General features: G+C 36.7%; 17 protein-coding genes. 9 read left to right on the top strand and 8 right to left on the bottom strand.

Annotated features, from left to right (window positions below; translation table 11 throughout):
* Window position 1: 1 nt before the first annotated feature.
* Window positions 2-340 (bottom strand): winged helix-turn-helix transcriptional regulator, encoded by a 339-nt coding sequence (locus BUB12_RS11845; RefSeq protein WP_072891132.1) that lies wholly within the window; start codon window positions 338-340, stop codon window positions 2-4.
* A gap of 195 nt (window positions 341-535) precedes the next feature.
* Here BUB12_RS11845 and BUB12_RS11840 point away from each other — a divergent pair, with 195 nt between their 5' ends.
* Window positions 536-1,780: an aminopeptidase gene (locus tag BUB12_RS11840; RefSeq protein WP_072891131.1), complete on the top strand. Its 1,245-nt coding sequence runs from the start codon at window positions 536-538 to the stop codon at window positions 1,778-1,780.
* 409 nt (window positions 1,781-2,189) lie between these two features.
* Here BUB12_RS11840 and recQ read toward each other — a convergent pair whose 3' ends face one another.
* Both recQ and brnQ read right to left on the bottom strand, forming a co-directional pair.
* Window positions 2,190-4,343 (bottom strand): DNA helicase RecQ, encoded by a 2,154-nt coding sequence (recQ, locus tag BUB12_RS11835; RefSeq protein ID WP_072891130.1) that lies wholly within the window; start codon window positions 4,341-4,343, stop codon window positions 2,190-2,192.
* 211 nt (window positions 4,344-4,554) lie between these two features.
* Window positions 4,555-5,844, bottom strand: a complete 1,290-nt coding sequence (gene brnQ, locus BUB12_RS11830) for a branched-chain amino acid transport system II carrier protein (RefSeq protein WP_143155630.1) — start codon at window positions 5,842-5,844, stop codon at window positions 4,555-4,557.
* A 333-nt stretch (window positions 5,845-6,177) separates the two neighbouring features.
* Between brnQ and BUB12_RS11825 the strand changes: the two genes are divergently transcribed.
* The gene (locus tag BUB12_RS11825) at window positions 6,178-8,007 is read left to right on the top strand and encodes a cation:proton antiporter (protein ID WP_072891128.1); all 1,830 of its coding nucleotides are present in this window, start codon (window positions 6,178-6,180) and stop codon (window positions 8,005-8,007) included.
* Window positions 8,008-8,221: 214 nt separating this feature from the next.
* Here the strand turns inward: BUB12_RS11825 and BUB12_RS17880 are convergent, their stop codons facing one another.
* A complete protein-coding gene (locus tag BUB12_RS17880) occupies window positions 8,222-8,395 on the bottom strand; it encodes an SE1832 family protein (protein WP_200801063.1) in 174 nt (57 codons plus the stop codon).
* 112 nt (window positions 8,396-8,507) lie between these two features.
* Here BUB12_RS17880 and BUB12_RS11820 point away from each other — a divergent pair, with 112 nt between their 5' ends.
* Window positions 8,508-9,356, top strand: coding sequence for a GNAT family N-acetyltransferase (locus BUB12_RS11820; RefSeq protein WP_084063324.1), 849 nt, complete (start codon window positions 8,508-8,510; stop codon window positions 9,354-9,356).
* A 282-nt stretch (window positions 9,357-9,638) separates the two neighbouring features.
* Here the strand turns inward: BUB12_RS11820 and BUB12_RS11815 are convergent, their stop codons facing one another.
* Window positions 9,639-10,727 carry an AI-2E family transporter gene (locus BUB12_RS11815; RefSeq protein WP_084063323.1) on the bottom strand — a complete coding sequence of 363 codons (1,089 nt, stop codon included), beginning with the start codon at window positions 10,725-10,727 and terminating at the stop codon, window positions 9,639-9,641.
* A gap of 215 nt (window positions 10,728-10,942) precedes the next feature.
* Here BUB12_RS11815 and BUB12_RS11810 point away from each other — a divergent pair, with 215 nt between their 5' ends.
* Window positions 10,943-12,676 (top strand): phospho-sugar mutase, encoded by a 1,734-nt coding sequence (locus BUB12_RS11810; RefSeq protein ID WP_072891126.1) that lies wholly within the window; start codon window positions 10,943-10,945, stop codon window positions 12,674-12,676.
* Between the two features lie 245 nt (window positions 12,677-12,921).
* Here the strand turns inward: BUB12_RS11810 and BUB12_RS11805 are convergent, their stop codons facing one another.
* Complete coding sequence (locus BUB12_RS11805) at window positions 12,922-13,719, bottom strand: TerC family protein (protein ID WP_072891125.1); 798 nt, start codon at window positions 13,717-13,719, stop codon at window positions 12,922-12,924.
* A 341-nt stretch (window positions 13,720-14,060) separates the two neighbouring features.
* Here BUB12_RS11805 and BUB12_RS11800 point away from each other — a divergent pair, with 341 nt between their 5' ends.
* Window positions 14,061-14,414: a DUF488 domain-containing protein gene (locus tag BUB12_RS11800; protein WP_234982694.1), complete on the top strand. Its 354-nt coding sequence runs from the start codon at window positions 14,061-14,063 to the stop codon at window positions 14,412-14,414.
* 195 nt (window positions 14,415-14,609) lie between these two features.
* Here the strand turns inward: BUB12_RS11800 and BUB12_RS11795 are convergent, their stop codons facing one another.
* Complete coding sequence (locus tag BUB12_RS11795; protein ID WP_234982688.1) at window positions 14,610-15,635, bottom strand: DUF4003 family protein; 1,026 nt, start codon at window positions 15,633-15,635, stop codon at window positions 14,610-14,612.
* Window positions 15,636-15,714: 79 nt separating this feature from the next.
* Between BUB12_RS11795 and chrA the strand changes: the two genes are divergently transcribed.
* The 3 genes from chrA (at window position 15,715) to BUB12_RS11780 (ending at window position 19,094) form a co-directional block, all read left to right on the top strand.
* Window positions 15,715-16,896, top strand: a complete 1,182-nt coding sequence (chrA, locus tag BUB12_RS11790; RefSeq protein WP_072891122.1) for a chromate efflux transporter — start codon at window positions 15,715-15,717, stop codon at window positions 16,894-16,896.
* Between the two features lie 27 nt (window positions 16,897-16,923).
* A complete protein-coding gene (locus BUB12_RS11785) occupies window positions 16,924-17,364 on the top strand; it encodes an OsmC family protein (protein WP_072891121.1) in 441 nt (146 codons plus the stop codon).
* 335 nt (window positions 17,365-17,699) lie between these two features.
* Window positions 17,700-19,094, top strand: a complete 1,395-nt coding sequence (locus tag BUB12_RS11780) for an L-cystine transporter (protein ID WP_072891120.1) — start codon at window positions 17,700-17,702, stop codon at window positions 19,092-19,094.
* Between the two features lie 33 nt (window positions 19,095-19,127).
* Here BUB12_RS11780 and BUB12_RS11775 read toward each other — a convergent pair whose 3' ends face one another.
* On the bottom strand, window positions 19,128-20,927 hold the full coding sequence (locus BUB12_RS11775; RefSeq protein ID WP_072891119.1) for a DNA ligase D: 1,800 nt from the start codon (window positions 20,925-20,927) through the stop codon (window positions 19,128-19,130).
* 110 nt (window positions 20,928-21,037) lie between these two features.
* On the opposite strand from BUB12_RS11775, the gene ku reads away from it, so the two are divergent.
* Window positions 21,038-21,880, top strand: coding sequence for a non-homologous end joining protein Ku (ku, locus tag BUB12_RS11770; protein ID WP_072891118.1), 843 nt, complete (start codon window positions 21,038-21,040; stop codon window positions 21,878-21,880).
* Window positions 21,881-22,653 lie beyond the last annotated feature (773 nt).

Here is a 22,653-nt window from a genome sequence, read left to right as displayed (position 1 = left end):
ATTATTTAATATTTTCTTTTTGATCCTTAACCTCTTCATGAGTAATCCAACCGTCAGCCCAATGTTGGATTTCCTCTATAACGGGCTTTAGTGCTTGCCCTTTTTTAGATAAAGAGTATTCGATACGGACTGGAAATTCAGAATAGATGTTGCGTTCAACGATACCTTCTTTTTCGAGCATTTTTAAGCGATCTGATAGTAAGCGACCACTAACCGGTAAATTCGATTCCATTTCAGAAAAGCGTTTGTTGCCAGTAATTAGTTCTGACAAAATAAGACCAACCCAGCGTTTACTGATTAGTTGCATTGCTTTTTCAAACCGTGGACATAATTCGCTCATCGATATCACCTCGTTTTAACAGTATCGTTTAGCTACTTACAAAAAGTAACTCTCTATTAATAATAGCATAATGTGAAAATCCTGTAAAATACACTGAGAAGATTTGTTCGATTTTCAATGGTATGTAGTTGGAAAATTAGCTTTTTTATGGAATAATAACGGTAGGCAAATAATTCTATTAATGGAGGTCAAATGATGGTATCACAGCAGACACAAGAAAAATATGCAGAATTAGCGCTACGTACTGGTGTTAATTTACAAAAAGGACAAGCATTGATGATCAATGCTCCACTTGAAGGTGCGGAATTTACTAAAGTAGTAGTGCGCAAGGCATATGAATTAGGTGCAAAAGACGTACATATTAATTGGGTGGATGATGAGTTAACGTTATTGAAATATGAAAATGCTCCAGATGAAGTAATTGGGACATACCCGGAATGGAAAGTATTGCTTCATGATACTTTTGCTGAAGATGGAGCAGCGATTTTAAACATTCGTTCAACTAACCCAGACTTGTTAAAAGATATTGATTCTTCTCGTGTTGCAAAGGCAAATAAAGCAGCAGCACTTGCAATGAAAAATTTCCGTAAATATACAATGAACGACAAAATTACTTGGTCGATTATTTCTATTCCTACTGGAGATTGGGCACAAAAGATTTTTCCTGACAAATCTCGTGAAGATGCAATTGAAAGCCTATGGGATGCGATCGTTAAAATAGTTCGTGTTGATCAAGAGGATCCAGTTGCTGCTTGGGATGCACATAATAAAACATTAGAAACAGCACGTGAAATCTTAAATGAAAAGAACTACAAGAAATTAATCTTTAAAGCACCTGGGACGGAACTTGAAATGGAATTGCCAGAGGGCCACATTTGGAAAGGTGGATCTGCAGTATCCGAAAAAGGAATTACATTTAATCCAAATATGCCAACTGAAGAGGTTTTCTCATTGCCACATAAATATGGTGTAAATGGGACTGTTTCAAGTACAAAACCATTGAACTATGGTGGAAGCTTAATTGACAACTTTAGTCTTACATTTAAAGATGGTAAAGTCGTTGATTTTAAAGCTGAACAAGGTGAAGATACGTTAAAACATTTATTAGAAACAGATGAAGGAGCAACGAGACTTGGAGAAGTAGCTCTTGTGCCACATGAGTCACCAGTTTCACAGTCTGGTTTGATTTTCTATAATACATTATTTGATGAAAATGCTTCTTGTCATATCGCTCTTGGGAAAGCATATCCAACGAACCTTAAAGGTGGTTCTGCGATGAACGAAGAGGAATTAGACAAACATGGTGTTAATGATAGCTTAACGCACGTTGATTTCATGATTGGATCTGAAGAGTTAGACATTGATGGAGTAAAAGAAGACGGTTCAACAGAGGCAGTATTCCGTAACGGGACATGGGCTCTGAATGTAAAAGGAAATTAATATAAGATAAAAATACGCTCAGAACTATTATGTTCTGAGCGTATTTAAATTGAGAAGGGAATTTAAGAAAAGTGTTTGGCTGCCACTTATAGTTATTAGTAAAAGAGCTTGGTTAATTTCTACTACTGTAGTTGTTTTGTTTCGGTTAATTTAGGTACTTCCTAATCTCACAGGATTCGGTGAGACAATTACCATATACTCCTATCAACGACCAAATTTATAGATATAAATAGTTGACAATGGTGCCCAGCGGAGGAAATACACGTAGACTCCTGCGGGAAAAAAGGCATAGGTGAGACCCCACAGGACGAAAGTCCGAGGCGGCTCACCAGCCGCCCGCGGAAAGCGAAGTGTATTTTCCGTAGCGGTAGAATTCGCACCACCACTACAAATACTTATCCCACCATAACTACATCATTTCATTTTTTACTAATACAGCTTTTATCATTGTGTAACTATACTCTTCTGGCAGTGCTTCTTTTAAAGGTTTAAGTTTTTGCTCCTCAACGGTATTATAGGCTTCTAATACCATCTTTTCTTGTTCCTCATTAAAAAAGATGTTCCAAGCAAGTGGATATCCTTGCTTATATGCTTTAAACAAGTGCCCCTCAATTGTCATGTCTGTCATTTCACGAATGACCGCAATGTCTTTGATTGATTTACCAGATTGAAACATATTATAACTTGTAATATGGCTCGGTGTATCATCCACTTGTTTTTTTCGTTTCGGGGCAGGAGCAGCATTACTTGACCCTGAAATACGAATTTTTTCTTTTATATCAGGATTATCTGCTCTCCATTTACGAATAGCATCCAGGAAGATTTCTCCATATTGTTCATATTTTTTCTCACCAATCCCTTTGATTTGAAGCATGTCCTCTTTTGTTTCAGGGAAATAGCGGCTTAACTCTTTTAACGTAACATCAGAGAACAGTACGTAAGGTGGAACATTTTGCTCATCTGCTTTTGTCTTACGTAATGTGCGTAAAATAGCGAATAAATCTTCATGATAATCGGCTTCCTCGCTAGTTGGAATCGGTGCTGTGTACATGGTGACAGACCGTTTTCCTTTTAAAACATCGACGGAGTGATGGTTTAATTTTAAAGTAGGGAATTGACCTTCCTCTGTTGCTAATAGTTGTTCGGCAACTAAAAAGTGAATGCGTTCAGTCAATTCTTTCTCTGTATAAGCAGACATGATTCCGTACGTTGTAATACGATCGAGTTTGAACTCTTTAATCTTCTTATCCTTTGATCCTTTTAACACTTTTGCTGTCATAGAGACACCGTAGCGTTCTCCCATTCTCTTAACGCAGGAGAGGATCATCTGTGCTTCCTCTGTAATATCTGTTTTTTCTAGTCGTTCCACACAATTGCCGCATCGACCACAATTTTTGCCGGCTATTGGATCTTTAAAATAATCTAATATATAAGAAGATAGGCATCCTTGTGTGTGACAGTAATTGACCATTGCTTGAAGCTTTCGATATTCATTCTGTTTGGCAGACTCGTCCATTAAGGACTGCTCAATTAAAAACTTTTGAAGACGAACATCTTGGGACGAGAATAATAGAATGCAATCACTTGCTTCTCCATCACGTCCCGCTCTTCCAGCCTCTTGATAATAGGATTCTATATTCATTGGCATCGCATAATGGATTACGTAACGGACATTTGATTTGTCTATTCCCATACCAAATGCATTTGTAGCAATCATGATATTTTTTTCATCACGAATAAAGGCAGCTTGTGATAATTTTCTTTCGTTTTCCGACATTCCAGCATGATACTTTGCAACTTGAATTCCTCGTTTGGTTAATTGATCAAAAAGACTGTCTGCTTGCTTACGGGTTGCAGTGTAAATAATTCCCGACTCATCTGGGTGTTCTTGTAAAAATGATCGGATATAACTTGTGCGGTCTCTACCTTTAACTAGATGAAACGCTAAATTTTCACGAGCAAAACCAGTGTTAACGACATAGTCACTGCTAATTTGAAGAAGTGATTGAATGTCAGAGATAACTTCTTCCGTAGCAGTAGCTGTAAGTGCCATATAAACAGGAATATTACTTAATTGTCTTAGTTGAGGAACGATCGACCTGTAACTTGGTCTGAAATCATGTCCCCATTGTGAAATACAGTGCGCTTCATCAAAAGCTACAAGTGCAATTGGAATCCGTCGAATTACATTCATAAACATAGTTGAATCGAAACGTTCTGGTGCTACATACACAAACTTATAGCGTCTGGCAGCTATATCTTGTAATCTAGATTGTTGTTCACCAGGCGATAGCGAACTATTGATATACGTAGCAGGGATTCCTAACGCGTGAAGTGCATCTACTTGGTCTTTCATCAGAGAGATAAGAGGGGAGATGATGATGGCGGTTCCTTCTAGTGAAAGTCCGGGTATTTGATAACAAAGGGACTTCCCACCACCAGTAGGCATTACTGCTAAGGTGTTATTCATATGTAGGATGTGGTTAATTACTTCCTTTTGGCCGGGGCGAAACGACTCATAGCCAAAATAAGTTTGTAGAATTTTTTCTTGCTCTGCTATCATTTTATTATCCTCCTTAACCCTTTTATCCTACCATATTTCTTACAGTTATGGACAGAAAAACTAGTATTTAAAACATGAATATAATTTAATCAAACGTTTGTTTAACAATAAAACCCTCAATCAAACGTTTGTTTAATGCCTATTCTTCTCAAACGAACGTTTGAACAATAAAAACCCGTAATATCAATACTGACTATTACAGGTTTTTAGATCATATTTTTTGTTTTCTAAATAACGCTCCTAGTAAGCCACCTATAATTGCAGGAATAAGCCATCCTAATCCTATATCGAAAAATGGTAGTTTAGATATAATAGGAGTTATTCCATCTAGGCTGAGACCAAATGCATTTAGTCCATCGTAAAGGCTGATTAGTGCAGTAAATAAAATTGCACCACGATATACCCCTTTAGAATCACTAAATAGTTTGCGAGTAAATGACAGTAAGATTAGGACGATGGCAATTGGATAGATAAAAACAAGGACAGGGACTGAAAATGCAATAATTGTATCCAAGCCTTGATTAGCAATCAACCAACTTCCTATTGTTACAATAATAATTACCATATTATAGGAAAAACTAGTTACCTTTGAAAAAAATTGCCCAGCTGCTACAACTAGCCCTACTGATGTTGTAAAACATGCCAGTGTAACAATAATCCCTAAAATAATGGAGCCATAGAAGTCAAACGTTAGATTTGCGGCTTCTGATAATATATTTCCACCATTTGTAAATGTTCCATGGCTCGCCATTTTTGTACCTAGCCACCCTATAGCTGCATACACGGTAGATAATGCGATTCCTGTAATAATACCAGCTTTTAGAGTTGACTTCATAATGTCTTGTTGATTGGTTAATCCTCTTTCTTTAAAAGCATTCACGACAATAATCCCAAATGCTAATGCCGCGATAGCATCCATTGTTAAATAACCTTCCACAAATCCAGTGAAAAATGGTGCAGTACTATATTTTTCCGACGGGATGGAGAGTGGCCCCTCTAATAAAAAAATTGCACCTATACTTAATACAACTATAGCTAATAATAAGATAGGAGTTAGAATTTGCCCAATCCGGTCAACAACTTTAGATGGGTTATAACTAACTAATAGTACAAGAACAAAAAATATGGTCGTGAATATGAATAGTGAACTGTAAGATGAACCGATAGTCGGAATTGGTTCAATGCTCATCTCATATCCTACTGTTGCGGCTCTTGGAATTCCGAAAAACGGTCCAATTGCTAAATAAATAATAGAGGTAAATAGGACTCCAAATAATGGATGGACTTTTTCGGCTAATTCTCTAGCATCGTCCTTCACATACGATATAGCCATAACAGCCAGTATTGGAAGTCCAACTCCTGTAAGAATGAAACCAGCAATTGCACTCCAATATGCAGTACCGGACTCAATTCCTAGTGTAGGTGGATAGATTAAATTCCCAGCTCCAAAAAATAGAGCAAAAAGCATAAATCCGATAACGAATATATCTCTGTTCAAAATAGAAACTCCTTAGTAATCAACATTAATATTTTTAATAAAATATGAATTCAAAAAAACAGCTTAATCGTACCAATCTTACTATCTCGTTGTCAATGAAAAATATCACAATAGAGACTTTACGGTTTACATTCGAAGCTATCGCATTTAGAATGTTTTTATCTATAGTTATCAAAATGGATGAAATTCCAAATGCTACCAAAATTGGTTTGTTATTATAAATTATATTATGAATAAACTGCTAATCGGAAGTAGTCTTCGATAAATGTAGTATAGGGTATTAAAGGGATTTTATAGCAGATAATTATAAGAACTTCTGAGAAAAGGGGGTACCCAATGGTTCCATCATTATTATTTGAAGTCATGTTAATTGGTCTTTTAGGAATTGGGTCACAATGGTTGGCTTGGCGGTATCGGATGCCTGCTATTGTTGTTATGGCCGTTACTGGTTTACTAGTAGGTCCAATATTTGGCCTAATCAATCCTGAAGAAGACTTTGGAGATTTATATAATCCAATCATTTCCGTAGCTGTAGCAATTATTCTATTTGAAGGTAGCTTAAATTTAAGTTTTAAGGAATTGCGTGGATTAGGGAAACCTGTTTTTAGAATATCAACTGTTGGTGCTTTTATCGCATGGATATTAGGGTCACTAACAGCTCATTATATTGCTGGTTTGTCTTGGGCAGTGTCGTTTGTAATCGGAGGACTGTTTATCGTTACAGGTCCGACAGTTATTATGCCTCTTTTAAGACAATCCAAATTAAGACCTAGACCAGCGAAGATTTTAAAATGGGAAGGAATCATCGTTGATCCAATTGGGGCATTATTGGCTGTTTTTGCTTTTGAAATTATCTCATTTTTGACATCTAGTAACCCTGATGGATCAAAATTATTGATGTTCTTTGCTGCATCCATTTTCGCAGCTATATTTGGTTGGCTTTGTGGTAGAGGGATTGGATGGATGTTCGAAACAGGACATATACCAGAATTCCTAAAATCACCTGCTGTAATCGTAGTTGTTATTTTCTGTTTTACTGGTGCAGATGAGATTATGCATGAAACAGGGTTATTATCTGTAACGGCAATGGGGATTACTTTAGCGAATATGGGAATCTCGTCCGTTCAGGAAATGCGTCATTTTAAAGAGAATATAACGATTCTTTTAATATCAGCAATCTTTATTATGTTAACAGCTTCATTGAAGATTGACACGATCTTGCATATTTTTAGTCCAAATATTATTGGATATGTTCTATTGATGATGTTTGCTGTAAGACCATTGTCGATTTTCTTGTCGACAATTGGAACGGGGCTCACTACGAATGAAAAATTATTAGTTGGTTGGATTGCACCGAGAGGAATTGTTGCCTTAACGGTATCCAGTTACTTTGCTACTGTTCTATTAGCTGAAGGTTATGAGGATGCATCAATCCTTACGACATTAACGTTTGGACTAGTAATCTTCACCGTAATCGCCCATGGTTTTTCTATTGGTTGGTTAGCTAAAAAACTTAACCTGTCGATGGAAGGGAAACCAGGTTCATTGATTGTCGGTAGTAATAAATTTACAGTTGAATTAGCAAAATCACTATCAAAATTAGATGTACCTACAATCATTGTTGATAACAACTGGGAAAGGCTAAAAATTGCTCGCGAATCTGGAGTGCCTTTCTATTACGAAAATATGTTATCTGAGCAGACTGAGTATAATTTAGATACGATTCCTTATGAATATTTAATTGCTGCAACCGACAGCAACTCCTATAATGGTTTAGTTTGTACGACGTTCATGCCTGAGTATGGACGAATGAATGTCTTTAAAGTGAGCCCTTACAACAAGGATGAAAAAAATGCAATGGAAATTGTGTCTAAAGTTGGTGGGAGAGTACTATTTAAGAAAGATGTTACGCTGAAAGATTTAATTGAAAAAATCGACAGTGGTTTTGTTTTCCGTCAAACTACGATCACAGAACAGTACACGTATAAGCAATATCTTCAGGAGAAGGATGAAGAAACGGTATTCTTGTATTTAATCAAACCTTCTGGTCAAATAAAGTATTATTCAGAAGAGATGAGGACGGTACCTGGAGTAGGAGATACCATTATTAGTCTAATGCCACCGAATAAAGAAAAAAAGAAAATACAAGCTAGACTATATAATTAAAAGGAGTAAGGCCAGAGATGGCTTTACTCCTTTTCTAAAAAGATAAGAAAGTATAAAATTCAGAGATGTCTAGCTCCGAGCGCCTGCGACTAGAGAGACTTCCTTCGCCTCCGTACGATAAGTCAACATCGACTCCCGTTAGTCGTCGTGTTTCCTTTATCTCCTACACCTCAGTCCAGTCCTTACGTCGCAAAGCGGGCGCTCTGTGCTTTTCTTAATCATCTAGTTGCTTATAGATGTCTGCAATTTCTTTTTCTAACCGTATTAGTTGTTCTTCTGCAGATGATGCTCTTCCTCGGACATAAACTAATTTATCCAAATCACTTTGAATACGAACGTAATCAGATTTTAATTCATCTAGTTTATTTTGAAGTTCTTCTCTATTCATAATTGATATCACTCCCACTACTAGTTTATCGGATTTCCCCTTTACAATACAACAAATTTTGATAAGATTAATACAATTATTACATATATCGATATTGGGGGAGTGAAGAAGAGTGATTATAAAGATAGAGCAATCTATTGCAGTATACCTTGAAAAGATGAAGCCTTTGCTACTGGAAAATGAGGCGAACAACAATTTGATGTTAGGATTGCTTGAGAGAATAAAAGGAAATCCAGATATAGTCGGTGAACAGGTGTACTTGGGATTGGTTGAGAATAATGGCGAAACAATCTATGGGTTTATGCAAACAAAACCAAATAATTGGATTCTACCTGATATCGAAAATGTACCAAATGAGGTTTTCACTGAGATTACTAAATTTCTAAATAAGAACAAATATGACGTTCCGGGAGTTATTGGACAAGTCACTTTAGTGGAGCAATTTATAAAGGATTGGGAATTACAAAATGGTAAATCAGCTAAATTACAAGTGGAGCAAATTATATATCAGTTGGATTCTGTAAGCGTATCACCAGATAAAACAGGGAAATTGATTCAAGCAACCTCAGCTCATAAAGACTTAATTAATAGGTGGCTCTATTCATTTGGATTAGAAGCAAATATGCCTTTAACGAAAGAAAAAGCTAAGGAAACAGCAGAAACATATATAAACAATGAGTCTATTTTTGTATGGGAAGTGGATGGACAAGCAGTATCTATGGTGAACAATTCTAGACGTACAGAAAATGGGGTAACGGTCAATGCCGTTTATACGCCTGATGAGTATAAGAGAAAAGGGTATGCAACGAGTGCCGTAGCAGCTTTATCGCAAAAATTACTAGATGAAGGATTTTCCTTCTGCTCCTTATATACAGATGCAGCAAACCCAACATCTAATGGTATTTACAAAAAAATAGGGTATTACGAAACAGGAACATCTGTCGTTTATAAATTCGTATAATGATTTGTTATCATTCCCAAGTAATAACGGAACGAGGATACCTTTGATAATCGTTGTGGTCACTGGTTCCGTTAATGGGCAAAAATACTATGTAAATGATCTGCAATCGGATTCTGGTTCCTTTATCGGCCCAAAAACAAGTATATTTATGGTTGAAAGCACAAATAAAGGAACTAGGATTACATAATATGCTCAAAAATGAGGTTTTTCATGGAATAACGGAACGAGGATTCCTCAAATAGTTGAAGGGAATCCTGGTTCCGTTAATAGTAGGAGATTATTTTAAATAAGCGCTTCTTCTTTATTCTTTTTTGAATCTACATAGGTGTCATAAAAATGAACGATGATGGCTTTCACTACTGCATAAAAAGGAACAGCAAATAAAATGCCAATGAATCCTGCAATGCTTCCTGCAGCTAAGATTACGGTAATAATAGTGAGTGGGTGAATACTTAAGACGTGTCCCATAACATTTGGCGAGATTAAGTTCCCCTCTATCTGTTGAGCGATAATCATTATTAAAGCAATCCAGAAAAGGTTCATTGGATCTTGGAAAACCCCGACTAACATTGCAGGAATAACAGCAATAAATGGACCAATAAACGGGACAATACACATCAACATTCCAAACAATGCTAGTGTTAATGCATAGTTAAGGCCAATAATTAAGTATCCGATAAATAGCATGACACCAATACTGATACTGACAATTAATTGCCCTTGAATATACGCAGTTAACGTCTTATCGATTTTATTAAGCAAACTGCTTAAATTGTTTGCCTTCTTTTTACTGAATATCTGAGTCACAAATGGGATGAATTTATCTCCATCCTTTAACATGAAAAACAAGAAAAATGGAATTAACACTATGGAAAAAATAAACCCAATTAGTTGACTCACAAAGCCAAATAGAAATGTCATGAAGTGTTCGATGTATGTTTGTAAATTGGAAGTAATGTCATTGATTGTTTCGATGACTTGGTCTGGGATAAAGGCTTGATTATCATGCCAGTAATTGATGAAATTTTGTGTACCATTAACCATTCCTGGAATGTTATCAACTAACCTTTCAAATTGATCACGAGCCACTGGTGCAATAAAAATAGCGAATACATAACCGACTAAAATGAGAACACCAAATACGATAAATATGGATAGAATGCGATGGATTTTATATTTTTCAAGTAGTTTCATGAGAGGCTTTGTTAGATAGAATAAAAGACCTGCTCCAATAAAAGGAAGAGCAACGGCACTGATGTATTTCAATAGAGGGTCAAAGATAAATCTAGTAGCATATATTAGCAAGATTAATAGAAAAACAAGAATGGCTGTAATTAATACTTGAAACCAGCGCTTTTTTAACAAATGCATCACACTTTCTTATAGTAATTTCCTTTATTCTATCGTAGTTTCATTACGATGAAAACCTTATTAGTAACAATAAAATTATTGCCGTAAATCATACATTTTAAACGGGATTTTACGTATATTAGAATATAATGGGGAATTATGCTAAAATTTGAAGCATAAAGTATAGTACATATTAGATAGCAATAAAATCTATAAATATTTTTGGGGGATTAAGGATGAGTAACTGGGAAGAAGCATATCAAACGTGGGTTAACTTTCCTACGTTGGATGATACGTTAAAAAATGAATTAGAACAATTAAAGAATAGCCCTTCCGTATTAGAAGATGCTTTTTATAAAGAACTAACATTTGGTACTGGTGGAATGCGAGGCGTTCTAGGAGTGGGAACGAATCGTATGAATATCTATACCATTCGTAAAGCAGTTTATGGATTAGCTAAGTATCTGTTAGATAATTGTGTTAATGTGCATGACCGAGGAGTTGTCGTTGCATATGATTCTAGGTATATGTCTCAAGAATTCGCTTTGGAAACAGCCAAGGTTCTTGGTTCATTTGGGATTAAAACGTATGTATTTAAATCATTACGACCGACACCGTTATTATCTTTTGCTGTTAGATACTTAGGGACAGTAGCTGGGGCAATGATAACGGCTAGTCATAATCCTCCAGAGTATAATGGATTTAAAGTTTATAATGAAGACGGAGGACAAATGGTTCCGAAAGAGGCTAATGAAGTAATAGCTAGAATTCAGGAAGTGGAAAGTGAACTAACCATTCCTATTCTAGAACGTGATGAACTAGAAGAAAAAGGCTTGTTGGTGTGGGTTGAACAGGAAGTGGACCATGCCTATTTAGAGCGACTAAAACTAATCTCAAAGCTAGATGAAAGCTTAATGGAAAAGGAAAAAGATTTGCAAATAGTCTTTACGCCACTACACGGTACTGCACATGATTTAGTGATGAAAGGATTAAATCAACTGAACTTTAACCAAGTGGAGGTTGTAGAAGAACAAGCTGTTCCAGACCCTGAATTTTCAACTGTTCAATCGCCAAACCCAGAAGAACATCAAGCATTTAAGATGGCGATAGAGTTAGGAAAACAGAAAAATGCTGACATTCTCTTGGGGACAGATCCTGACGCCGATCGACTTGGAGTAGCAGTTAAAGAAGCAAATGGCGACTATCGTGTCCTCACTGGTAACCAGTTAGGTGCATTATTAATTGATTATATTTTAACGCATACTGACCCTGTCTTATTACCGAATTCCAGGGTGTTAAAAACAATTGTAACCTCAGAGCTAGGTACAACAATTGCGAATTCTTATGGAGTAGAAACAATTGATACCTTAACAGGCTTTAAATATATCGGAGAAAAGATTCATCAATTTGATGCAACAGGTGAGACATTTACATTTGGGTATGAGGAAAGTTATGGCTATTTAATTAGTGGTTTTGCTCGAGATAAAGATGCCGTACAAGCAGCTGTTATGGCATGTGAAATGGCTTATTACTGGAAACAACAAGGGAAAACCTTATTAGAAGCATTAGATGGATTATATGAGAAACATGGATATTATTTAGAAGGACTATCTTCTCTAACGTTAAAAGGAAAAGAAGGAACCGAAAAAATCGCCAAAATAATGGAAACGATTCGCGAGACTCCTTTCAAAGAAGTAGCTGGATTCAAAGTTGAACAGTTCGAGGATTATTTGGTAAGTGAAAGAATGAATTTAGAAGATGGAACAAAGGAAACGATTCCATTGCCAAAGGAAAATGTCCTAAAATTTGTGCTAGAGAACAATAAGTGGGTTTGCTTACGTCCTTCTGGAACAGAGCCAAAAATAAAATGTTACTACGGTGTTTGTGGAGAGACGAAAGCTGAAAGCGAACAAGACTTAGAGGTATTAAAAGAAAAAATGAATCAAGTAATTAACGAAATCATCCAGTAATTGATTTATAGGAATTGTGGATAATTCGGCACTGTCTTTATAAATAGTATAAAAGAAATAACCACGAGAATTATTCTCGTGGTTATTTCTTTTTAAATGGTAAGAAAAAGTTCAGAGTGCCTGCTACTAGCGAAGAAACTATATGCGTTTATTTCACTGGTCTTTGAGCTGAGAAATCACCAAAAGATGTTGTCTAGCTGTAGGCATAATCCGTACGTCGCAAAACGTGCGCTCTCTAGTTTTTCTTAAGAAGATGAACCTTCATTAGAAGGTGTTTTTTCTTGGTTACCATTTTTACCAGATACAAACCACCCAATTATAGCAATAGCTGCTAAAATTCCCCAGAATGCGATTGTCCAAGTTGTGCTGTGTGGGAAGTGGGGATCAAGTAATCCAACTTTTTCGTGACTAAGCGTAATGACGGCTAATTTTATACCAACCCAACCAACGATTAAATATGCAGTTGTTTCTAAACCTGGACGAACAGCAAGCAGTTGAACAAACCAATTGGCTGCGTATTTGATCAATACTAATCCAGCTATACCAGCTAACACTACGATGATAAATTGACCACCGTCCATACCACCAAATTGAGGTAATGGAGTTTCAGGTAAGACGATAGCAAGTGCTACTGCGGCTAAGATAGAATCTACTGCAAAAGCTAAATCCGCAAGTCCGATTTTAGCAACAGTAGGCCAAAACCCTTTGCCACCAGATTTTTCTTCTTTCTCTTCCTCTTTGTCATCCTCTTTAGGCTTTTTAAAATGATCAATGACAACATGCTTGAGGCCTAAGTATATTAAGTAAGCTGCACCGATTGCTTGAACTTGCCAAACATTTGCAAGAAAAGAAATAACAAATAAGGCCAAAAATCTAAAGACAAAAGCCATCAATATACCATAGTTGATTGCTTTCTTCTTCTGATCAACTGGTAAATGTTTAGCAATTACAGCCATTACGAGAGCATTGTCAGCAGATAATATTCCCTCTAGACCAATAAGAATTAATAAAGTCCATAAGTACTCCATCCATAGTGATTCCATGTTGAAACTCCCTTCGCGAAATAAAAAATAGAGGCTTTTACCAATCATGGTAAAAGCCTCTAAAAAACTACAGACCTTTACCACATTGGCAAAGGTCTTGCTAACAACACCGTAAGTAAGTTGCCAGTAAAGCCGAGAGTAATATATACTCTGAAATGACGACATTACTGTTAAAGCTACTCCCCTTTGAAAGCTATTATTTATTTAACCATTATATGTGAATCCTGTCAATAGTTAAGGGTGGGTGACCTTTGCAAGTAATATTCTTCGGTAAAATAGGTGATTTATACTGCCTTTAATTGCTAATTTTGGGGGATAATCAGATTTGGAGGAGAGGCATGGTGAACGTAACGATAAAGCGTATTTATGATTCAGTTGATAAAACTGATGGGTATCGGGTACTGGTTGACAGGTTATGGCCACGTGGTATCTCTAAAGAAAAAGCTCACCTTGATTTATGGTTAAAAGATGTAGCTCCAACATCTGAACTACGTAAAACCTTTGGACATGATGTATCCAAATTTGAAGCCTTTAAGAAAGAGTACATAAAGGAATTACAAGAAGGAAAACAACAAGAGGCGTTTCAGAGATTAAGAGAAATCGTTCGGGAAAATGATCAAGTGACTTTGTTGTATGGCGCTAAAGACAAACGACATAATCAAGCAGTAATTTTAAAAGAACTCATGGGACAGTGATTCGGACATTTTTTCATCTAAAGTGAGATTGTAGGGTGTTTTTTGACAGTATTGGACATCTGTTCCTTTATTTCAAGAAAATCGGATGCAGCTCGTTGATATTCTGCAAAATAAGGAACCTGATGTCCATAAAAATCCACATTTAACTATTTTATTCATCATAACGTACCAAATGTCCGATGCACTTCCATCACACTAATTGTTATTAGAATTTGATGCCGTAGCAGCAGCGACAATAGAAGCAGTCATCACAGCTTGTTGAGCTTGAATGATTGCTTCAACCACTGTGTATAAGCTTGTCTCTGCAAGTGTGGTGTGCTCTAGTTTTCCTTTTACAAAGAAGTTTACAGCCATCATCACATTGACATCCTTCTGCCATTTGAAATCTTTCTCCAACATTAAACGATCATATAAGTCTTTAATTTTTTTCATATCTAGCTCTTCATTAGGCAATAAGGCAAGCATGCCAATTACTGGATAATACGTTCGTTTTGATCGGATTCCAATCACTTTTAAAGAATCATATACAGAAATAGCACGGCTAATTAAGGTTTGGCTATTTTCATTAGGTGGTAATGAAAGGATATGACTTAGGAATTGTAGGTCATTCCCTTTTGAAAATCCATTCTTACTCAGTTCCTCATAGAATGTCTCCATTTGCTCTATTGTGTCTGTTCGACCTTCAATTGTAAGTAGTGTTGCTAATGGATAGTCACTAGCAGTAGTGAGAAAAGCATGTTCCTGCTTCATTCTGTCATATAGATCTTTCGCTTTTGGAATAATTTCATCAGGATTCAATTCTGATACTAATAACAGTGTTGCTGCTATATAAGTAAAGGTACCACTACTAAATTTTTCATTGCGAAATTGTTTATAGTAAGTAAAAAGTTCGGGTACTTGTTCTGTAGGGTTCTCAAAGTTAATGTCCATAATCGAAGCTGTTAAGAATCTTGAATGAGACTTCATGGAAGAAAAAAGCCCTGCTTGCGATTTAATGGTGTCTGCAATGATAAGAAGCTTGTCTGAGTCTATTTCTTTATCCTTCATGACATAATTTGCAGCGATGGCCATATTGATGGTCTTGTCTGGTACCTTCCATTTCAATGCAATCTTTAATTGTTGGTATTCTTTTATATATTGCTCAATAATTTCCATACTGATTTCATCCTTTGTAGTCTGATACTCTTTATACGATAAGATACCTAACTTGGTTTCAACCAATTGTTAAGAGTATGTAAATTCGGCCGACATCTATTCAAGAATATGTTAAATTAATAGAATAAATGTAGAGGAGGATTATATGGCAAAGGGAAAATCTATACTAGAAATCTTAGGTACTTCATTTAAATTAGGTTTGACATCATTCGGAGGCCCAGTAGCCCACTTAGGATATTTTAAGAATGAATATATAGATAAGAAGAAATGGCTGGATGAAAAAACATATGCTGATATTATCGCGCTGTGTCAGTTTCTTCCTGGTCCTGCAAGTAGTCAGGTTGGAATTGCGATTGGAATGTTGCGAGGGGGACTATTAGGAGGAATTGTGTCTTGGTTTGGCTTTACGATTCCATCCATTCTTGTTTTGATATTATTTGCGATGGCCTTTCAATCGTTTGCACTAGGAGATGCCAATTGGATTACAAGTTTGAAAATCGTTGCTGTTGCCGTTGTTGCACATGCAGTTTTGGGTCTAGGAAAAAAACTAACACCTGATCGTCCTAGAATTGCGATTGCGATTGTTGCAATGATGATCGTACTCTTATTCCCATCTGCTTTAGTGCAAATTTCAGTAATCGTGGGTGCCGCTATTTTAGGATATTTTATGTTCTCTAAACAAGCGGAGACAAAAATACAATCGTTTTCGGTCTCGATTTCAAAAGCACAAGGGATCATAGCACTTTCCATTTTAGTTATTCTCTTAATTGGGCTGCCAATATTATCGAAAATTGTATCAAATAGCTATGTCGATATATTTGATACTTTCTTTAGAGTAGGTTCGATTGTATTTGGTGGGGGACATGTTGTTCTGCCATTACTCGAACAGGAAGTCGTACCAAATGGGTTGTTGACAAGCGATGAATTTCTAGCTGGTTATGGGATGGCTCAAGCTGTGCCAGGTCCATTATTCACATTCTCTAGTTACATAGGAACAATGATTAATGGTGTTGCAGGTGGGGTAATTGCAACTGTTGCGATGTTCTTACCTTCCTTCTTATTAGTTATTGGCGCACTTCCATTCTTAAATGAATTAAGACAGAAGAAAAGCTTCCAAGGCATTTTAACTGGGGTAAATGCTAGTGTAGTGGGAATTTTATTAGCAGCCTTTTATAATCCAGTGTTTACTAGTGTTATTGACACAGGAGCTCAATTTTCATTAGCAGTTATTTTATTCATTTTACTTCAGTTCTGGAAAACACCAGCATGGCTGATTGTTATTATAGGTGTAGTGCTCGGGGAAGTAATGGCTTATTTCTTCTATTAAAGTTAAAATGGTCCAAGAGGTGATAAGATGGCAGAACATCATTTTCATTTAAAAGCAGATTGGCCAGGTGGGAGAAATAGTGAAGGATATATTGATGCAGGAAATTTAAAAACGAAAATATCCATCCCACCTGAGATGGATGGTCCAGGAGTTGGAACGAATCCCGATGAAATGCTGCTAGGAGCTGCTGCTACTTGTTATATTATTACTTTGGCAGCAATGATTGAGCGTGCAAAACTCCCATTACATGAAATGGGATTGGAATCAGAAGGAATCGTTGACGTAACAAATGGTGTTTTTACGTTTAAGAAAATTATTCATAAGCCAACAGTTGAATTAAAGTCAGAGGCAAGTGATCAGGAAAGAGAATTATTGAAGAAGCTGGTTGAAAAGGCAGAGAAAAGTTGTATGATATCCCGAGCGATTCAAGGGAATGTAGAATTGGAATTACAAGCAACATTGAAATAGACTGTGAGATTTATTATTAAAAGGATGATTGGCCTGATGGGCTTTTCATCCTTTTTTACGTAGTCAAAGGTAACCATTGGTGAGTCTCGATGCCCTTTGAGTTTAAGAAAAACATCGAAAGGTCATCGATACCCTTCCACAACTCCATTCCTAAAGAATCAATTCTTCTGATCTAAGGGGCATTGATAATTATTGGGCTGCTGGTAGATAATAATGCAAATAGCCCTGATTAATTTCGGTTACTTCTATTGACAATAGCTTTAATTCCGTGTATTTTAAATAAGTCATAGTATTTTTATCGGAATTATAATAGATTAACAACTGGAGGGAACAAAATGGATACTATTTATCTATTGATTAATATAGCTGTTATGCTTGGAATTATTAGTGTATTAATATACATGCAAAAAAAGCACGTTTCTTTTTCTAAACGAGTGTTTACTGGTTTAGGGCTTGGTATCGTACTTGGTGCCATTTTACAGTGGGCTTATGGAAGTGGCTCTGAAGTTTTATCACAAACAACCGATTGGTATAGTATTGTAGGGCGAGGATATATCAATTTCTTAATGATGATTGTTGTACCACTAGTAATGGTATCCATCATTCAATCTATTATTAACCTACAAAAAACTGCGGAACTTGGTAAAATGTCAGGTTGGATTATTGGTATTCTTATTTCAACTACAATGGTAGCAGCGCTAGTTGGTATTTTAACAGCTACAGTATTTGATTTAAGTGCTGAGCAAATTGAGGCTGGGCAAGCAGAATCTGATCGTGGCTTAATGCTTGAAGATCGATTAGTAGATGTGGAAAATCAATCCACTCCACAAAAGATTCTTAACTTCATCCCATCAAATATCTTCTTAGATATGACAGGGCAACGTTCAACTTCAGTAATTGCAGTTGTTATTTTCTCAATTATTGTTGGGATAGCAGTGTTAGGGTTACGAAGAAAAAATCCAGAGCAAGCAGAAATGTTTACGAAGATGGTAAATGCTGTGTACGCCGTCGTTATGCGTATCGTTACGTTAGTATTGCGCTTAACTCCATATGGTATTTTAGCGCTAATGGCAAATACGGTAGCAAGCACTGACTTTGCAGGAATTCTAGAACTTGGTAAATTTGTATTAGCATCGTATGTGGCACTAGGAATTATGTTTATTCTACACTTAATCCTAGTTGGTGTTTTCGGATTAAATCCATTAACATACTTGAAAAAAGTTATTCCAGTATTAGGTTTTGCGTTCACATCCCGTTCAAGTGCTGGTACAATTCCATTAAATATTGCTGCACAGAAAAATTCTCTTGGTGTAGATCAAGGGGTAGCGAACATGTCTGCATCATTTGGTGCGACAATGGGGCAAAATGGATGTGCCGGTATTTACCCAGCAATGTTAGCAGTGATGATTGCACCGTCTGTTGGTATTAATCCACTAGATCCGGGATTTATCCTTCAGTTAGTATTGATCATTGGTATTAGTTCATTTGGTATTGCTGGTGTTGGTGGTGGAGCTACATTTGCTGCATTAATCGTATTATCATCGATGAATATGCCAGTTGCTCTTGCCGGTCTGTTAATCTCAATCGAAGCGTTTATCGATATGGGACGTACAGCATTAAATGTTAACGGATCAATGGTTTCAGGAACATTAACATCACGTATTTTAGGTAAATTAAACTTAAAAACATTTAATGATAAAACAGCAATTGAAGAAACAAGCTCACTATAGAATAAAAATAAACCGCCTCAATTGGGGCGGTTTTTATTTAATCAAAGCCACTATCATGTCTATGTCTTGATGTTTTCCCACTTTATAAAAATTAGCGAATGGACATCCTTGGGACTGCACTCGTTCTACACCATTTTTAATGGTAAACTGTTCCGGTCGTAAATGCTCTGTAACTTCTTCCCAAAACAATGGTGTTGCAATGGAAGCCTCTTTTGTTTTCCGTGGTGAGTAAGGAGCAATAATTGTTTTATCTTTTCCGTGTTGTACATAGTCGATATACAATCGTCCATTCCGCTTATTTTTCATCCTTTCTGTCGTAAACCAATCCGGTTTCTGGTTTTCAACCGTCCAAGCAATCGCTTGAGTAAATACTGCTGTTTCCTCATAAGACATCGTGCCTTCTGGAATTGGAATATGAATTTGCAACCCTTTGTTTCCAGAGGTTTTTATAAATGAAATTAGATTTAAATCATCCAATAGTTGCCTAATGATTTTTGAAGCTTCGATTGCCCAATGGAATTTGCTACGGTCTGGGGGATCTAGGTCAAATACAATCTCTAGTGGTTTGTTACTTGTAATATATTGAAATGGAACATGAAATTCGATGGAGCCGTGATTTGCAAACCACACTAATGAATCCAAAGAATCACAGACAATTAACTTTTCATCGCCCTTACCAACACCCTTAATATAAGAAGGAGCATAACTCGGTAAATGTTTTTGAAAAAATGATTCTTCGTTAATACCATCGGGACAGCGAATAATGGTTAAAGCTCGGTTTTGTAAAAAGGGTAACATATAAGGTGAAATTTCACGCATGTACGTTAATAATTCTCCCTTGGTTCTGTTCGTTTCCGGCCAGTATAATTTATCGGTTTTACTGATGTCTACAGAAGTTGGTAGTAATGCCATGTCAATTTCAAACTGGCTTAATGTGCATTCTTCGGGTGATAGATTTGGCAATAGCGATTTAAATTCAGGTTCACGAAGTTCCCCACGATAAATGTCTAATGTATGAATTGAAGCACATATTGCTGGTGGTAAACGGTAGGTGTCCCCACGTTTGTCCCCATTAGTTAAAAATAATTTTTGTACGGTTTGAAAGGCTTCAGAATCGAGTCCATGCTTGCATTTTCCTACTTCAACTAATTCATCGTTTTGAAATACTTCTACAGAAAAATATTCATTTTTACTGTCATATGCTGTTAAAATAGCTTGGAAGGTGCGCCAGTTTTTAATTTTGTACCAATCACGATGACCTTTACCTGGACCATAGACTCCTTTTTTCCGTTTCGCAATCATTCCTTCCCCTTTAGAATCAAACACAATATTCCAAAGTTCTTTCGGATCAGAAAAAGCTTCGATCAGTTTTATTCTGTCTTTGAAATTGCCAGCTTCAACAAGTTCGACAAGTTTCTGTTTTCGTTCTTCAAATGGTAGTTTTTGTAAGGTTTTGCCTTTTACTGTTAATAAGTCAAAAACCATGAAAGTTGCGGCTCTTTCTGATGATGATTTTTCGATGGATTCTTTATTTTTTAAACGACCTCGTTTTTGAATCGCTGAAAAGTTCGCTTGGTATGGGTTATTCAAAATAACCAATTCTCCGTCCAATTTTAGTGGAAGCATTTCTACAACTACCTTTTCCATCTCCTTACAATAAGCAACAATTTCAGGGAAGTTTGGGGTTAAGTCGTGCTTGTTTTTGCTAGTTAGATGTATGTCCCCGTTTTTACCCCAATCTAATACACAGCGAAACCCGTCATATTTTACTTCATATAGCCAGTCGTCACCCGTGGGGATATCGGTGCTGGCAATTGGCTTCATCACGTCCATTTTTTAAAACTCCCTTCCATTATAAGGTGGCATATTTTCATGAAATTTAATCCACATTGGATAAGTTTAAATGCTTTTCGACAAACTAAAAATTAAAGGAGGTATTTTTGATGCATACGATGTGGAAAGGTACCATTAGCTTTGGATTAGTGAATATTCCGGTGAAGTTGCATGCGGCAACAGAGAATAAAGATGTGCAGCTAAGGCAGTTACATAAAGAATGCCATTCACCGATTAAATATGAAAAGGTATGTCCTGTTTGTGACCGTAAAATAGAAAATGATGAAATTGTAAAAGGGTATGAATATGCTAAAAATAAATTTGTCGTACTAGATGATGACGATTTAGAAGCTTTGAAAAAGGAACAAGAGGATCGCTCTGTAGAAATTGTGGACTTTGTGAAGTTAGAGGAAATCGATCCAATCTATTTTGAAAAAAGTTACTACCTTTCTCCGAATGAAGGCGGAGGAAAGGCATATAGTTTATTACGCGCTGCCCTAAAGGATACGGGGAAAATAGGTGTGGCGAAGATGACGATTCGTTCTAAAGAGCAACTAGCCGTCATCCGAATTTACGAAGATACGCTAGTTGTAGAGACAATTCATTTTCCGGATGAAGTACGAAATGTGAAAGACGTGCCAAATGTACCTGAGGAGACGGAAATTGCGAAGAAGGAATTAGATACTGCTAAAATGTTGATTGAACAATTAACGACTGAGTTCGAACCAGAAAAATATACCGATGAATATCGAACTGCCTTATTAGAATTAATTGAAGAGAAAAAAGGTAAGGACCAAACAGCAACTGCAAAAGACAAGCCAAAACCAGACAATGTGACCGACCTGATGGAAGCACTTCAGGCATCATTGGATCGTGCAAAAAAAGAAAAACCAAAGCCAAAACAGCCTAAAAAGAAAACAACAACTACAGCAAAAAAGAAAAAGGCATTGTAACTATGTAAGTAAAAAAAATTCCGAACAACTCGAATATCTCCCGATAGAGTTCGAATGCGTTCGGAATTTCTGTGTTCGGCAAAAGTAGCTATAAGCAATTACATAGACAAGCAAAGGATAATTAGGTCTAGAGAATTGATCTCGATCGCTCCGGAAATACACTTCGCTTTCTGCGGGTGCTGGTGAGCTTCCTCGAGCATAGCGAGGACAATGAAAAACAAAGTGATAATATAAAAATGTGTCCGACAATTCTATATGCAGTGTAGTATGCAGGGGTTCAGAGGCTGAGACAAAAGTGTTTTAGTTAAAGTAAAACCCGAACTTTATTCAAAATTTAGATTTTCTATGAAATGTAAATGTAGTGTAATCTCTGCCGCTTCAGAAATACACTCCGCTTTCCGCGGGCGGCTGGTGAGCCTCCTCGTGCTACGCACTGTGGGGTCTCACCTATGCCTCTGCTCCCGCAGGAGTCTACGTGTATTTCTTACGCTAGTATGTATTCTTAGACAATAAGAATTATGGATCTACTGCAATATCACTAATTGATTGGAGCGGAGGGCAGTCGACTCCTTGAAAATGCATTTCCAATTGCATTTTCTGCGTGCGATGCTCCTCAGACGTAGTCTTCCTTGGGACTGCGATTACTCGCCCCACCGAAAACATTTGTCCTGCGGGAATAGCACGTGTCCGAAGACCCCAAAAGATGTACCTGCGTCTACTAGAAAGTCTAAGAAGTCAATTCCTCGGTACAAGGCAGCAAAGAAGTTTATTCA

It is taken from the genome of Ornithinibacillus halophilus (genome assembly GCF_900129485.1).
Lineage (GTDB): Bacteria > Bacillota > Bacilli > Bacillales > Amphibacillaceae > Ornithinibacillus > Ornithinibacillus halophilus.
Note: the sequence above shows the minus strand (reverse complement) of the source record. Positions and strands in the feature narration are given on the sequence as shown.